The sequence below is a fragment of the [Clostridium] clostridioforme AGR2157 genome (genome assembly GCF_000424325.1).
GTDB lineage: Bacteria > Bacillota > Clostridia > Lachnospirales > Lachnospiraceae > Enterocloster > Enterocloster clostridioformis_A.
This window is the reverse complement of sequence record NZ_AUJR01000016.1, coordinates 17,305-34,430: the sequence shown is the minus strand read 5'-3', so window position 1 is coordinate 34,430 and position 17,126 is coordinate 17,305. Positions and strand designations below refer to the sequence as shown.

Below are 17,126 nucleotides of genomic sequence, written 5' to 3'. Positions count from 1 at the left end.
GAGGGTAAATTCTCACAAGCTTCTAAAAAAACAGGAGAACGGGGGAATATATAGTGAAACAGGATGGAACATTATTTACACTTGAAAATGATGAGCTTCTAGTTACTGTTGCCTGCCACGGTGCGGAACTTACCAGGATTTATGACAAGAAGGCAGACCGCGAAGTGCTTTGGCGCGCTGAACCGTCTGTGTGGGACAGACATGCCCCTGTGCTTTTTCCGTTTGTGGGAAAATGTTATGAGGGAACGTATGTCCATGATGGGAAAGAATACAGCATGACGCCCCACGGCTTTGCGAGGGATATGGATTTTGAACCCCTTCTCTGCGATATGGACGAATGCTGGTTCCGTTTGAAGGACACGCCGGAGACATATGAGAAGTATCCGTTCCATTTCGAGGTGGAGATTGGACACAGGCTGGAAGACAGGACCATCGAGGTCATGTGGAAGGTCACCAATACGGATTCAGGAGAGATGCTGTTCATGATGGGCGGACATCCTGCTTTTCAGGTGCCGGAAGGGAAGAACATATACGATTTCACCTTTGAATTTAACCGGAGAGGGTGCAGGGAGGGACAGTTTACGGATTGTCTCCATTATCTTGCGCCTAATGCAAATGGCTATGAGAAGGAAGAACTTCAGGGAGATTTAAAGCTGTCAGAGGGCCGGGTGCCCCTGACAAAAGGATTTTTCGATACAGCTCTTACATATATGTTTGATGAAGCACAGGTCAGCAGCGTAAGCCTGATTGTGGATGGAAGCCCCTATGTGACGTTGGAATGCAGCGATTTCCCATATTTGGGAATATGGACAATGGAGGCCACCCATCCCTTTGTATGTCTGGAACCATGGTACGGTATCTGCGCATCAGATGGATATAAGGGGGAATTGAAGGACAGAAGGGGAATCATATCGTTGCCCGGATGGGAAAACTGGCAGAAGAGCTACCAGATCCGGGTGGAATAACAATGAATGTCATGTCCGGATGCGAGGCGGAAAATCAGCTGAGGACGGGAGTATATATTACTAGGAGGAGAACCATGTATAAGATTGTAAAATCAGAATGCCTGGCAGATAAGATATATCTGATGGACGTGGAAGCACCGCGTATAGCCAGGGCCTGTCAACCAGGCGAATTTGTAATTGTCAAGATGGATGAAGTAGGAGAGAGAATCCCGTTAACCATCTGTGACTACGACCGTGAGAAGGGCCTGGTAACCATAGTGTTCCAGATTGTGGGAGCATCCACAGAGCGCATGGCCGGACTGAAGGCCGGGGACAGCTTTGCAGATTTCGTAGGTCCGCTGGGACAGCCTTCCGAATTCGTGAAGGATGACCTGGAGGAAGTGAAGAAGAGACGTTATCTCTTTGTAGCCGGCGGCGTGGGCAGCGCGCCTGTTTACCCACAGGTAAAATGGCTGAAAGAGCGCGGCATTGACGTGGATGTGGTTGAAGGCGCCAAGACCAAGGACATGCTGATTCTGGAAGAGGAAATGAGATCAGTTGCAGGAAACCTCTATATTACCACAGATGACGGTTCCTATGTGCGCAAGGGCATGGTAACCGACGTTGTTAAGGATTTGGTGGAGAACCAGGGCAAGAAGTACGATGTCTGCGTTGCCATCGGACCTATGATTATGATGAAATTTGTCTGCAAGCTCACTAAGGAGCTGGGAATCCCAACCATTGTCAGCATGAACCCAATCATGGTGGACGGCACAGGAATGTGCGGTGCCTGCCGTGTAAGCGTTGGCGGGGAAGTGAAGTTCGCATGTGTGGACGGACCTGAGTTTGACGGCCATCTGGTAGATTTCGACCAGGCCATGAAGCGCCAGCAGATGTACAAGACAGAAGAGGGCAGGGCCATCTTAAGACTGCGTGAGGGAGCTACCCATCACGGGGGATGCGGAAACTGCGGAGGTGAGGAATAATGGACGTATTAAAGAAAATACCCGTAAGGGAACAGGACCCAAAGGAAAGGGCAACGAATTTCAAGGAAGTATGTCTGGGATATAACCAGGAAGAGGCTCAGGAAGAAGCTTCCCGCTGCATTAACTGTAAGAATGCCAAATGTATTCAGGGATGCCCGGTTGCCATCAACATACCAAAGTTCATTGCAGAAGTAAAAGAAGGAAAATTTGAGGATGCAGCAAATACCATAGCAGAATCCAGCGCCCTGCCTGCAGTATGCGGACGTGTATGCCCACAGGAGAGCCAGTGCGAAGGTAAATGTATCCGCGGCATCAAAGGCGAGCCTATCTCCATCGGAAAGCTGGAGCGTTTCGTGGCAGACTGGTCAAGGGAAAATGGATTCGTACCAGCTAAGCCAGAGAAGACTAACGGCATCAAGGTGGCTGTAATCGGTTCCGGCCCTGCAGGACTTACCTGCGCAGGCGACCTTGCAAAGATGGGATACGAAGTTACCATTTTCGAAGCCCTTCATGAGCCAGGCGGCGTGCTTACATATGGAATTCCTGAATTCCGTCTTCCCAAGTCCGGCGTGGTACAGCCTGAAATCAACAACGTAAGGAAACTGGGCGTTAAGATTGAGACCAATGTTATCATCGGAAAATCCGTGACCATAGACGAGCTTATGGATGAGGAAGGCTTTAAGGCCGTATTCATCGGTTCCGGTGCAGGACTTCCCAAGTTCATGGGAATTCCAGGCGAGAACGCCAACGGCGTATTTTCCGCCAACGAGTATCTGACCAGAAGCAACCTGATGAAGGCCTTCCGTGATGATTACGATACGCCAATCTACCTGGGCAAGAAGGTAGCGGTTGTAGGCGGCGGAAACGTTGCCATGGATGCTGCCAGGACAGCTCTCCGTCTGGGGGCAGAGGTGCATGTAGTGTACAGAAGAAGCGAAGCCGAGCTGCCTGCCCGTGCGGAGGAAGTACATCATGCCAAGGAAGAGGGAATCATCTTCGACCTGCTGACCAATCCGGTAGAGATTCTGACCGACGACAACGGCTGGGTTAAGGGAATGGTAGTGCGCAAGATGGAATTAGGCGAGCCGGATGCATCAGGCCGCCGCAGACCGGTAGAGGTTGCCGGCTCTGATTACACCATCGACGTGGACGCTGTCATCATGTCCCTTGGAACCTCACCAAACCCACTCATTTCTTCCACCACAGAAGGCCTGGAGACCAACAAGTGGAAATGCATCATTGCTGACGAGAGCAACGGAAAGACCACCAAGGAAGGCGTATACGCAGGCGGCGATGCCGTAACAGGCGCTGCAACCGTAATCCTTGCCATGGAGGCAGGCCGTGCAGGTGCAAGAGGAATCGATGAGTACCTTAATGGGAATAAATAAATATGTAATCTGAGATGTAGAGAGCCGGTATCCGGGGACTGTCTGTAGTGGACAGAACGACCCTTGATGCCGGCTTTTTTGAAGCGGTGGGTGGGGATTTTTGCGGCAGCGGGCGGGGAGTTTTGCGGGGGGAATTGAAAAGTTAACTTCCGTAAACAGGAGAGAAAGAAAAATGAGTTGGGTATTGACGCTTTAAGGGTATATATGGTATTCTATATAAAATCGCACGGAAGTCTCTGTGCTGGATTCTTATTTGCAGTTTCATGGTCGTTTGGCTGGTTCAGCCGTTTTTCACGTAGGAATGATTGAAAAAAGGTGGTGATGTGTGCTATATTGCGTTATTCAGGATGCAGCGGTGTGTTTGGATAATATCTGTAAGTTTCTTGAGATTAGTACTGTTTATCAGCAGTCAGTCACGTTCGTAAATCAATATTCTTGAAAAATCAGAGGGATTGTTTGTACCTTAAAATTGAATCATATTATTTTGTGCGCCTAGAAAATTTATTTTAATGGCGTTTATTTGCTGACGAAATATGGGGAATGGAGCCGGATTTATTTATTGTCCGGAGCAGTTTGCTGCTATTGAGATATTGGTATGGATTGCAGACGGGATGATTAAAAAGGGGGATGAAATGTTAATTTGGGACAGGAAAAAAGTTTTGTGCTGTATCCCGTGAAAATGCCAGATAATCCGGCAATGGAAGTTATCCTGAAAATTGCTGGCAGTGGCTGGACGGCAATCAGGACAGTATGGCGGAACATTATTATTTTGGCCCGGACGGATATATGATTTCAGATACCGCGGCGCCGGATGGACAGCAGGTTAGTGAAGAAGGAGCCTGGATAATGGATGGGGTGATTCCAAGGAGATGGACTAAGACAGGAGCAGGTGTAAAGGCATGTAGTGCAAAGTTTTTTACCGAGGAGGAATAATGAGGATAATGAAGACACTGAAACGCGTAATGGCATTGTTTCTTGTAACAGTATTGGTATGTACAGCAATACGGACCACCAGCGGAGCCGGGGATTTGATTAATTTGAACCCATACCGCCAGGTGTTCCGGGGGAAAAATCTGAATGCATTTGGAAGGACACACCGGGATATGAACATCTACCAGGTGGGGGAAGGGGCAGGCGCCCTGCCGGCATTATGCATACAGGAAGGACACAAACTGCCGGACGGAAGTCCGGCGAAATACGAGCAATATTATGTGGAGCCGGGAAAGCCGGTTCCTGTCATTGGTCCATTTGAGCGTTATCTGCCCATGGTGCTTGCCTATGAGTGGCTGGTTTCGGACAATTACTATGTTCCGGCGCGCTACGGGGTAGTCCAGGTCTATTACTGGGGATGCATGAATGGATATGAACATAACTGGGCATTGCAGAAGCAGGCCATGGAAAAATTCCAGGCAGTAATGAATGGGGATCCCATGGTCATGGTCTATTTTGAGGAAATGAAGGCCCACATTCTGGAGGGGGAAGCCGAGTATAACGGGACGGGCAGCTCTTCCCTGCCTGCGTGGGCTGGTTCTGTCCAAAAAATGGTCTTGAAAGAAGGACATTATGAGCTTACATTGGATATCAGCAGCTGTCCGCAGCTTCAGAGCACTTCCTGGTCCTTTCCGGATAATCAGTGGTCATATAAACTGGCACCGGATGGCAGAAGTGTGACATTTCAGTACAATGGAAACCAGGAACCCCAGGGAACAATTGTGTCTGCAAAAATTCAGGGAATCGAAAACCGTTTTTACGCTTATATATTTACCCCGGCCGCATCTGAAAACCTTCAAAAGCAGTTGGGGTGGCTGGATTTTAACCGGCCCATGGCATCTGTCTCCTTTTCGGTTGGAACAGATGCGGTTCTGTCAGGCAGCGGTGATTTGGAATTATACCGCCATTCTGAAACATTTGAGAGCAACTATAACATTGATTTGGAGAAATATTGTGCTGAGACTAATCAGCCGCTAGAGGGAACTGTATTCAACGTGTGGGAGGATTTTGATTTTTCCCAGGTAAATGAACAGGGGTATGAGGAAGGTGAACCGGATGGGACCAGCGGACAGGTCTATTTAAACTGCATGTCGCCGGAACCGGAAACTGATTATATCTGTGATATCCTGACCACGGATACAGACGGATATGCAAGGCATAGCGATACCAGATATTATAATTACAGCAAAACATACTGCATGGGCCATCCTGCCCCGGAATGGATTGAGTGCGACCATGAGGAGGATGAGGATTGCAGCTGTGATGAGGAAAATGACCGGCTTCGCGGGCAGTGGAGGTCAGAACAGGAATTGTGCGCAGCCACATGCGATTTCCATGCCCCGAACCATGATGAGGACAACCGTGAACAGGACACCTCGGCTATGGAAGCCATGCTGGAGGATCGGGATGAGACATATGAACGGTTCATAGAATTGGAATACAGTTACCATTTACAGGAAAAGACAGCCCGGACAGGATACATTCTCCATGGACTGCACAACGATGACAAGGAGATAGAAAATGTTATACTGTCATCCGCCCAGGCGGGAGGAAGTGCGCGGTCAGCTGTATATAGGCCCAGCTCTTTTGTGGGGAAGGCGGTTGAGCCTGTGTACACTTACGTGGTGGCAATAAGGGAAAGAAGGTCTTACAAATATCCGGTTCCAGATGGTCAGGAGATGGAGCTTGAGGAACAGCGCAGCATATTCAGCCTATTGGGAGATAAGAAGGAAAAGAAGGAGGCAGAGGCTCCGGTGAACGGAGCAGTTGATGGCGGTATTTCTCAGGAACAGGAAAATGCCTCTGGCAGTGCGGGAGAACAGAAGGATGGAGATGGAACACAAGGGGAGGATGACGTTGCACCTGGAAACGGGGGTCAAGGTGAGGCTGGCAATGGAAGTCAGGAAAGTGAGGAGGATAAAAATGGGGAGCTGACGGATGGAAGTCCGGAAGGCGGGAATGAAGGGGTTGAGAAACCAGGAAGTGGAGGGGCAGGAGATGAGAACTCAGGAAGTGAAGGCACAGGGGCAGAGAACTCAGGGAGTGAAGGCTCAGGGGCAGAGAACTCAGGAAGTGAAGGCACAGGGGCAGGAAACTCAGGGAGTGAAGGCTCAGAGAGTGGAAATCCGGATAGTGGAGGTTCAGAAAATGGGAATTCAGAAAGCAGAGGCTCGGGAAATGAAAACTCAGGAAATGTGGATTCCGGGAGCGGAGGCCGGAAAGACGACAGTCCAGGAAGAGAAAAATCAGGGGACAATCATCAGAAAAGAGAAACTTCATATACGGTAGGCCAAGGCAGCGAGGGCAAAAACAAGGAAGAACAGAAAAGCGGGAAACTTCAGGCCAAATCGTCTGCGATGTCCACACCACCTAATATATTTAAATCAGGACATGGAAGAACCATTCTATTTTCCAGCATTTCATCAGAAGCACACACTGATAATTCTAAACATCAATCCCAAAAGAAACCAGAAGATACGGAAATTCAAAAAAGCGGGATTGTAAGGGAACGCATAGATGAGGACACAGAAAGCGGGACAGACAAGGACAGCGGTATCGGCCAAAGTGATGGGGATGATGAGGATGACAGTCAAGGTGATATTTATGAAGAATATGAATATGCCAGAAATCCTATCTCACCATCCTTCGGCACGGTTGAATATTTTTCGGAAGACACTGAGAAAGATACCGGAGAACCTGATGGGGAAGGAAACCGTGCAGTGCGGTTTATCAGATCCCTGTTTTCCGGAGAAGAGGATGACGACGACACCATAACAGTATCCCTGCCGTCATTTATGGACGATGACCTGGGGTCCATGGATGTATCGGGCTATGGGGAACCGGATACTATCCTCTACACCTTTAAGGTATGGGACCATCGGACAGAGGGAAGGCTGCACATCAATAAAAGGGATTTAGAGCTGTACCGCGCGGACGGGGACAAAAGTTACGGACTGACCCAGGGGGATGCCACACTGGAGGGCGCTGTCTATGGCCTGTTTGCGGCTCAGGATATCATTCACCCGGATGGTAAATCAGGTACTGTTTATAATCAGAACGATTTGACGGCCGTAGCTGCCACGGATAAACAGGGAAACGCCTCTTTCCTGGCATACACGGAAAAACCAGGCACCAGACTGAATGATGATGGAAACATAATCTCACCGGAGAACGCCACCGGACCTGAGAATCTCTATAATGGTTCGTCCATCACCTCATCCGACCAAGGATTCGGCACAGATGTTTATCCCGATTATGTGTATTCCAATGGAGACCAGTGGATTGGACGGCCCCTTATTATGGGCAGTTATTATGTCATGGAGCTTAGCAGGTCAGAGGGATATGAATTGTCTGTCAACGGCATTTCCTTAAAGGAAAGCAACCGTACTCAGGATACAGTCAGCAGGATACATGAGGCCGGGCAGGCCCGCATATCAGGCGGTTTGTCCGATTATAATTCCATGGATGCAGACGGTTCCTGGAATGATTTTATAGTAGAGAGCTACAAAACTGAAAATGGATATGATATCACCCTGACCGGATATCCCCAGGGAGCGGAATTTTATGAAATAGGGACCGGAACAGAGACAAAGACATACAAGGTGGTTTTGGGAAGTTCTCTTAAACCAAAGGTAGATCAGCAGGGCAGTCCTGTCTATCAGACGGCAAAAGGAGGGGAGTATAAGATTGGGCCTGACGGTAATCCCATTATCCGGACGGATACTGCTACGGACAGTGACACGGGAGAGCGGATTCCCTATGGGGAGACCCTGCCCTACCGTTTCAGGACAGCCCCATATCCCAGCGGTACGGCTGTACCGGCTGACATGAGTAAATGGGGACAGGCAATTGAACCCCATTATCTGTCAGAACAGGTTAACGGCATGTTGGGACAGATTGGATACAGACCGGTTTCAGCCACTTCGCAGTGGACAAAAATCCGGCTTTCGGGCCAGACCAATGCACAGGCGGCAGAGGAAATCATGGATTGGTACACGGTCCATAACTTCTTTGACTGCGGGTCTGTGGAAGATATATATGAGAAGGAGGGAAGCTTCTTTGCCTTGCTGCGCCATGATTATTCATTGGCCGATGCCGCCTTCCCCGCAGTCTATGATTCCGTAAACCGGAAGCTGTATGTCCGCAAGACGGCAGAGGTGTCAGGGGGTCCGGCCGGGAAGGTTGGCTGCTGGATTGAGTATCAAAAGGGTGAATACAGCCTGAAAAGCGCCGTTGTATCAATAGGGGAAAAACGGGAAATAAACACGGTCATTCCTTTTGGAAGTGATATAGAAGCTGCGGCCGAAACCGTGTATCAGCCGCTGTATGAGACTTACAAAGAAGGGGATATTGTCCTTGACAGGGAGGGAAATCCCATTCCTCTCCTGGAGCGGGTCTATGAGTATGAAGACAGGACAGAGACATATGACACAGATAGGTTTGAGCCGGTTTCTGCTGTCTATGATTGGGCTACAGGGAACTATGTGATTCATGTGGAGAATTCTGTGGACTGGAATGACAGGACAGAGCCGGTATATACGGAATTCCGGGTGGTGACAAAAGAGAAATCCATTGATTGGGAAGGGGAGGAATTGCCTTACAGCCAGTATCTGACAGATATAGCAGGAGCCGGGGTAAGCGCCTTTGCTACGATTCCCCCGTTGGATGAAGGAAGCTATGTTGTATTCCAGGCATTGAATTATCCGGGGCAGAATCAGCCGGTACAGGAAGCCGGGACTGGTTCCAGTCCGCTGCAGGTATTGCAGAGAGTCATAAAGCAGTCCGTAAAGGTCACAAAAGATATTTCCCAGTCATCCTATGACGGAGTAAATACATACGGAGCTGTCCACAACGACCCGCTGACCGTAATGCTGGGGTTGTTTAACAGAGGCAGCAGTTCCCAGGGCGCAAAGCTGCTGAATCAGTTTAAATTCAAGGCATATCTGAAAAGTAATCTGGAAAATATCTTTGTGGACAGCGCAGGCAATATCATTTCAGAAGATATAGGAACAGCGGATTTCAAAGGAGATGTCCAGAAAATCTTTCTTCCTCCCAGGGATGGAAGCGGACAGCGGCTGTTGGAAACAAAAGAGGATGGAAGCTATGATTACACGAAATTCTTTGACGCCATGTACGCGGCAGTGCAGGTGGAAAAAGGGAAAAAGCCACAGGAGATAATACGGCAGTTTGCTGTGGATTACTATGATATAGATGCCTATAAAGTGGAAATTCTTGCAGCAGAACCTGGACTTAACAGCGATACGGCCTACGAAAAGGCGCTCATTCGGGCCGTGGATGCGGCTGGGAGCTATCTGTCTATTTTTACTGGACTGGATGACAGGCTGGCCATTGCCTGGGACAGCGATGCAGGAGGAGGGGCAGATGGTGATGTGACCACACTGCAATGCAATACCAGGAATGGGAAGGATGATTATTACAATAACTCCATCATGCTTGCGTATGGCACATACGTTATTGTGGAACAGGTTCCCGCGGACGTGGACAGGGAGCTGGCAAACCGGCATTTTACCAGAGACTGTCCCAGGGAAGTCACCCTTCCGTTTGTGCCGGATATCGGCCAGGATGGAGGCACAGGGGAAACGGATGTCAACTATCAGACAGGCAGTCCCTATTTCCGGTATGACAGCACGGATACGCCGGAAGACCTGATTCGCAAATATATGATACGTTTTAATGAGGAGACCCACACCATACAGGCCAATGGACAGGATGGAAGATTTGAGATATATAAATACGGTCTGGATAAGGATATGCGGCCGGGCCGCAGCCTGACATCCCAAGCACCCTATGAAGAAGAATATATGGATGGCAGAAATGATGCCGTAAAGGGATATTATGCCGGATATACCTCCCAGAGCGAGGACGCAGGGATATTGGACGGGGTGGTCTATGACGGATATGAAACAGCAGACGGACAGTTGGAGGTCAGGGACCAGGTGGCAGCGATGAAAGGGATGCAGACTGCCATTGACGGTAAATTTGCCTCCATGCTGGTTCCGTGGACCGTGCTTCCCCCTGCGGTGGACAGAATCAACCCGGACACGGGAAATGTGGAGACGCTGATTCCCTCCGGAAATGGCCGGGATTTTAACTTCGTGGCATTTGCCCAGGAGGATTTTGAGGACGAGTATTATAATTCCAGACTTCGTATTGAGAAACTGGATTCCGAGACAGGCGATTCCATTATCCATGACGGCGCATTGTTTAAGATATATGCGGCTAAGAGGGATGTAGAGAAAGAGGGAATGAGCACGGTCACAGGGTCCGGAAATGTGCTGTACGGCGAGGCTGTGGACTGGCAGGGAAATCCTGTGACGGATGCAGACGGAAGAAGGATCCTGTATCCGAGAGTGGGTAAGAACAATGGGAGCACGGACGACCTGCCTGTGCGTCTGGATAAGGATGGGATCCCGCAGTATGATGAAAGCCAGCTGATTAGGCAGGAAGACCAGGAGGGAAATGAGACAGGAATTTTCAGGGCAAACTCCACAATCAGGGAATTAGTCATAGACGGTCAGGTTAAAAAGGTAACGGTGGGATATATTGAGACTTATAAGCCATTGGGGGCAGGCGTCTATGTGCTGGTGGAGATTCAGGCCCCGGAAGGTTATGTCAAGAGCCGCCCGGTGGCATTTGAAGTGTATGCGGACAGCGTATCGTTTTACAGGGAAAGAAGAAACGCGGACGGAACCACGGAGGGATGGGAGGAGGACACGGCTGTGAGATACCAGTATGCCATTCCGGTGGAAGGAGGTTCCAATAAAGTCCGGACCCAGACTGCCAGCCGGATAAAGGTGGAGGACTATCCTTCCAGGATGGAAATTCATAAAGTGGAGGACGGGGATTCCCTGGTGGGAAACCAGAACATCCTTCAGAGGACCGATGCACAGGGCAGGGTGGAATCAAGCGGAGGTTTTGAGAAAGATGTCACGGTAAATGACGCCGGGGACCGGTTGGTTTATAAGGTAAGCGGCCGTAAAGAGAAGCTGGAGGAACGGGGGGATGTGAGGGATATTGCTTACAATCCGGAAACCATGCAGTGGGATGGATACGTGACTAAGTCATTTGACGAATACTCAGAACATATGGTGGAGGGGACGGAGAAGGAGCTTAAGGCCATGGCCGGCGTAAAACCGCTGTACCGTTTGGATGGTACCTTTTCTGGCATGGGAATCCGGTTTGACATTTCTGTATCCGGCGCCGTATTGTCCCTGTACCAAGCCATGGAAATTGAAAAAACAGGGGAACACGTCTATAAGGGCGTAAGCGTTGCTGTTAAGGACGGCAGGGTAACGGGGATTACGGATACAAATACCGGTACCCATAAGGAAATACGTGTGGTTGGTAAGGAAAACAGTCAGGGCAATGCCATGAAAACACATCCGGCATCGTGGGATGTGTGGGATACCGTCATTGTGGATAATGATCCTGTAAATCTGTATTTCTATGATTTGAACCAGGTGGATACCAGGGAAGACCCGGATACGGGAGAACTGCTGGTACTGGATAAAAAAGGAAACCAGCTGTGTTTCGCTGATTCCGTCACCGGAATGGCATATGTCTATGATGATTATGGCCGTATGCTGGCATACACGGTGGATGATGAGGGAAATAAGATACTGGTCAAATCCATACAGGTACTGAAAGATGAAAATGGACAGACTATCTATGAGAATAAAACAGCAGTGGATGATGAAAATGGACTGCCCATCTATTATACAGGCGGAAATGTAGTGACAAAGGATGAATCCTGGACAACAGACAGCAGCATGGATTCTTATGGAACTCCGGAAACTACCGGCGCCAGACATTCGATTGCCCGCCTGCCCTTTGGTTCCTATATACTTGAAGAGCAGGGAGTCCCCTATGACCAGGGATATATCCAGGCCAGGTATATGGGGCTTGTACTTAGGGATACAGACGAGGTACAGAAATATTTCATGCAGAATGAATTTACCAAGACTGCATTTGCGAAGCTGGATGTGCGGACGCAGAAGGAAGTAAGGGGAGCGGTCATGACCCTGTACCGGGCCGGTCTGGACAGTGACGGCAGCCCCCATAAGGAACAGGATGGCATATACAGAAAAGGCCAGGTCTATGCTTCATGGATTAGCGGATACCAGTACGATGATAGCGGAAACATGAAAATGGATGAACACGGGGAACCTGTAACGACAACAGAACCCCACTGGATTGACCACATCCCAGTTGGATATTATGTACTGGAGGAAACCATTTGTCCCTATGAGCAGGGATATGTTCAGTCTGAGGCAGTGAATATTGACGTACTGGAAACAGGGGATGTTCAGAGCTTTGAGATGGAGGATGATTTTACGTCCATTGATATTATGAAATACGACACAAGAAATGGTGATGTAATCTACGGGGACAGCGAAGCGTACCTGACCTTATACCGTCCAATACTGGATGAAAAGGGATTTCCGGTGCTGGAAAATGGAATTCCCAGGTACGATGAAACAGGAAGGATATTCACATTCCGGGCCGCTACTTATAAGGATGGTCAGGATGTGGCGGCCACAGGCCGCGTGGTCCCGGACGCAGGCGGAAATCATCCGATCATGAAGTATGATTATGACTTCCGGGAGATTCCCGGCACATATCAGGGACGGTATTATTATACGGAGCAAGGGACCGTGCGCCTGGAGTATCTGCCTGTAGGAAATTATGTGCTGGCAGAGACAGAAAATCCTGAGGGCTATGCCACGGCGGAACCCATACTTATTAATATAGAAGAAACAGGACACTTAAAAGAGATACAATATTTTAAGATGGGGGATAAGCCGCTTGGACTGGAGGTCTCCAAGGTGGATATCACCGGCGGTAAGGAGGTAAACGGTGCAAAACTTGTCATTTATCCGGTGGATGAAAGGGGAAATGTATCGGAAACACCTCTTATGCTCCACCAACCCTCAGAAGATGGACAATATCAGGAGATTGAGGCGGTATGGATTTCGGGATTTGACGGAAGGTACACAGAGGAGGATGCAGACCAGGGGCTTATCCCACCAGGCTTTCAACCAGGAGATTTAAAACCGCATATACTGGAGTATATCCCGGAAGGTGACTATATCCTCAGGGAGATAACAACCCCGTACGGATTCCTGCAGTCTGTAGATATTCCCTTTACCATTACGGACAGCAGGGTCCTGCAAAAAACAGAAATGACAGATGAAATCCCGGATGGAATTCTCCGTATCATAAAAAGTGACTCAGACCAGCCGGATGATAAATTGCAGGGAGCTGAGTTTTCCCTGGTGAACCAGACAACCGGCGCCATATGCGGCACCGTAACCACGGACCAGCAGGGGCAGGCGCAGTTTGATCCACAACCCATCGGATACATGGACCGGGATGGGAATTTTAAACCTTATACCTATGTGTGCAGTGAGACAAAGGCAGCCGCGGGGCACATGCTGACCCTTGAACCATATGAGTTTCAATTTCATTATAGGAATGAGCTGACAGACATCATTGTCTGGGAATATAACCCCACCAACGACTCCAACCGGGTAGTCACGGACAAGCTGTCAGGTGATACAGAAGAAATGCTGGAAGGCGCAGTACTACGAATCGAGCGCTGGACAGAATCCGGCTGGGAGACAGCAGAGGAATGGCTGACCGGCAGACAGGGGCATTATACAAAGAACCTGAGTGCAGGAGAATACCGTCTGGTTGAGGTGAAGGCGCCGGAGGGATATAAACTGCATGAAACTCCCATAGAATTTACTATCAGTGATGGCATGACCGAAGTTCCCCATCTGGTCATGCGCAATTATACAACCATCGTAGACGTGGAAAAGACGTCGGCGGAAACAGGAAACCTGCTGGGAGGCGCCAGATTGCAGCTCATTGATAAGTCTGACGGAAAGGTGATTCGGGAATGGACATCCGAGGCAGGAAGCGGACAGCGGTTTTACGGGTTGAAGCCGGGCACATATATCATCCATGAACTTCAGGCCCCATCCGGATATGAGAGGACAGAGGACAGGGAAATTGTGGTAAAAGAATGGTCAGGGACAGTTGGGCCGGAAATGGACCAGGAGGATGGGAATGTATTGCATAATATGCTTCAGGTATTCCGGTTTGAGAACCGGACAGCATCCTCATCCGGCGGAGGCGGAGGCAACAGGCCAAGACCAAAGGTGGAGTACATTACATTTAAGAAAACAGATGTTTCCGGAAAGGTACTCCAGGGGGCAGAATTCACATTTTATGACCAGACGGGCCATGTAATCGGTACCTCTGTCAGCGACAGTACAGGAGCATTCCGCATAAGAAGGCCTGAAAATGGTACATATACCTTCCGGGAAACAAAGGCGCCGGACGGATATGTATTAAATCCTGGCATATTCAGTTTTACAGTCAATGGCAGCGATGTTATAAGGGGTACATATGAGGTTGTGGATAAGGAATTGGAATTTACTGTTACAAAGCTGGATGGAGACAGCGGTCTGCCTCTTATGGGAGCCAGGTTCAGGATCGAAAAGGGAGAAAGCGGTGTTTGGGGCAAGGGGCCGGAGACTGCGGGCAAGGGTGTATCCGAAGCTGTATCCGAAGCGGTAACCGGAGCTGTAACCGATGCGTTAACCGGAGCGGACGGTACATATACTTACCATTTAGCAACACCCGGCCTGTATGTTATTCGTGAGACAGAGGCACCTCAGGGGTATGAGCTGTCTGATGAGGTATATGAGTTTACACTGGATGCAGAGGGGAGAATACAGGGTGGAGCAATGACGCAGGGCGGCGAAATAATGCGGGACGGTGCAATGGTGCAGGCCGGTACAACCATACAGGGCGGCGTAATTATATATAATTGGAAGGAAAAGCCGCCGGTAAGGAAAATCGGAAGCATTACAGCTGTGTATCAAGTGGGCAACCGGTTTGGAAAAGGGACATATCATTTTGGAGCCGGTCACAGGGATACGGTAAGGACCGGAGACGACCTGCCCGTGGCAGCGGCGGCAGCAATTGCAGTTTTATGTATGGCGGGCTTCATTATGTGTCTATGTATGAAACGAAAGAGGGAATGGAGTCAACGCAGGAAATGGGTAGTATTTATTCTGATTTTGATACCCATAACAATTTATCTGGCTTTTGATGTGATGGCAGAGGAAACGGATACAGTATCTGTCTCAGGGAAGAGGGTATATCCCTCCATGGAAGACATAGAGCCTGTCCCTCAAACCGCCTGGGTATCAGCCAGGGACGATATATCAGGTAAGGAACGGAATGTCCTGCTGCCCCTTGTAAGTTATCATTTTTCTGATAAGCATTGGGAGGACGGGTTTCGGCTGGATTTGACGGTGACGGATTATGATGCAGGTTTTTATGAAGTCGGCGGGGTAAGAATTGAAGCGCAGAAGGAGGAGATTAGGGAGAGCCTGATGGGCCATGAGGCGGAAATTTTAAGCCAGGCAGGCCTGGATTCGGAAGCGTACAGGATTGACCAATTCCAGTGGAATGGTGAAATTTATGAAAATGATGGGGTACTGTGCCGAAATTTGACAGCGGTTGGACGTAAAATGGTTGCGGACTGCACTGCGGTTTATGGAGGAGAGGTCAGCAGGAACGTATTTCTGGATGACAGCGAATGGGATGAAGAGAGCGGACAGATTGGAGATTCAGGGATTGATGAGAGGCATGTTATCAAAAACAGCGTGCAGCCGTTATTTTCCATGGGAATAACCGTGTTTGCAGTTGGGATTTGTTTTGTGGTATTGATTGCAGCCATGGTTCTGACCATGATAAAGCGGACCAGACCGCATGGTATGGCGGTGCTTATGCTCATGTTTTTCATGGGAGTTGTGTTCAGCCTGCATTTTCTGGTGAAAACAGGGATGGACTATGCTGATGGGCGCCGAATGTATGGTACGGTACAGCATGAGGCATATGGATGGGGAGTGAATGAGAGGCAGGAAGGATATGCTGATGGGGATCGGTATGCTGATGGGGAGCGGTATGCTGATGGGGAGCGGTATGCTGATGGGGAGCGGTATGCTGATGAAGAGGAATATTCTGGTGGGGAGGGATACCCTGGTGGGAAGGAAAATTCCAGTGATGGACCTTCCTGTGCAGAGTCCAACCTAAATGAAGCGGCCCTGGTTTCCATCAATCCGGAATACCAGTTCTGGCTGTCTGTACCTGGAACCGAAATTGATTATCCGGTGGTGCGGCATGAAGATAATGAATATTATCTGAATCATAACTTTTACCAGGAACAGCATATATCAGGCTGTGTTTTTGCGGATTCCTCGGCTGTTCCCCTGGCTGTGGACAATACAGTGCTGTATGGGCATAACATGAAGGACGGAAGCATGTTTGCCGGTTTGAAAAAATATGGTGAGGAAGCTTTTTTCCGGGAAAATCCTGTCATACAGATATTTTACAGGGGAAAGTGGCTGGAATGTCCCATCTTTTCCTGTCAGCTCCGCCATCAGAGCGACGCCGGGGCCTACGGCACTAACTTTATGGAGGAGGAGTGGCTGCCCTATCTTGAGAAGATGAGGGCAGCGTCCCTCTATGAAACGGGAATCATTCCAGGAGGGGATGAGAAACTTATAACGCTTTCAACTTGCTACGGCAAAGACCAATATCTGATTGTGCAGGCGCTGTTGCACGGTATGTAATACCCGCATATTGGTATTTTCTGAGGATGATGGCAGGGATTTTTATTCGGATTTTTTTCGTGGGTGGAGGTGAGAGAAGGTGAGATTTTGTTAAGAATGTGTGCGTTGGTTTTTGAGGGTGTAAAAAAGTTAACGCTAACCCTGACT

5 protein-coding genes are annotated in these 17,126 nt (G+C 49.2%); all 5 read left to right on the top strand.

Going from position 1 to position 17,126, the window contains the following annotated elements; all coding sequences use genetic code 11:
• Positions 1–53 precede the first annotated feature (53 nt).
• Complete coding sequence (locus G614_RS0109200) at positions 54–965, top strand: aldose 1-epimerase family protein (protein WP_027641736.1); 912 nt, start codon at positions 54–56, stop codon at positions 963–965.
• Positions 966–1,039: 74 nt separating this feature from the next.
• The gene (locus G614_RS0109195) at positions 1,040–1,930 is read left to right on the top strand and encodes a sulfide/dihydroorotate dehydrogenase-like FAD/NAD-binding protein (RefSeq protein WP_002569852.1); all 891 of its coding nucleotides are present in this window, start codon (positions 1,040–1,042) and stop codon (positions 1,928–1,930) included.
• Complete coding sequence (gltA, locus tag G614_RS0109190) at positions 1,930–3,318, top strand: NADPH-dependent glutamate synthase (RefSeq protein WP_027641735.1); 1,389 nt, start codon at positions 1,930–1,932, stop codon at positions 3,316–3,318. The genes G614_RS0109195 and gltA overlap by 1 nt, the downstream gene beginning before the upstream one ends.
• 750 nt (positions 3,319–4,068) lie before the next feature.
• Complete coding sequence (locus tag G614_RS29845) at positions 4,069–4,251, top strand: hypothetical protein (protein WP_080664495.1); 183 nt, start codon at positions 4,069–4,071, stop codon at positions 4,249–4,251.
• On the top strand, positions 4,251–16,979 hold the full coding sequence (locus G614_RS0109175; RefSeq protein WP_027641734.1) for a SpaA isopeptide-forming pilin-related protein: 12,729 nt from the start codon (positions 4,251–4,253) through the stop codon (positions 16,977–16,979). The genes G614_RS29845 and G614_RS0109175 overlap by 1 nt, the downstream gene beginning before the upstream one ends.
• Positions 16,980–17,126: the final 147 nt, after the last annotated feature.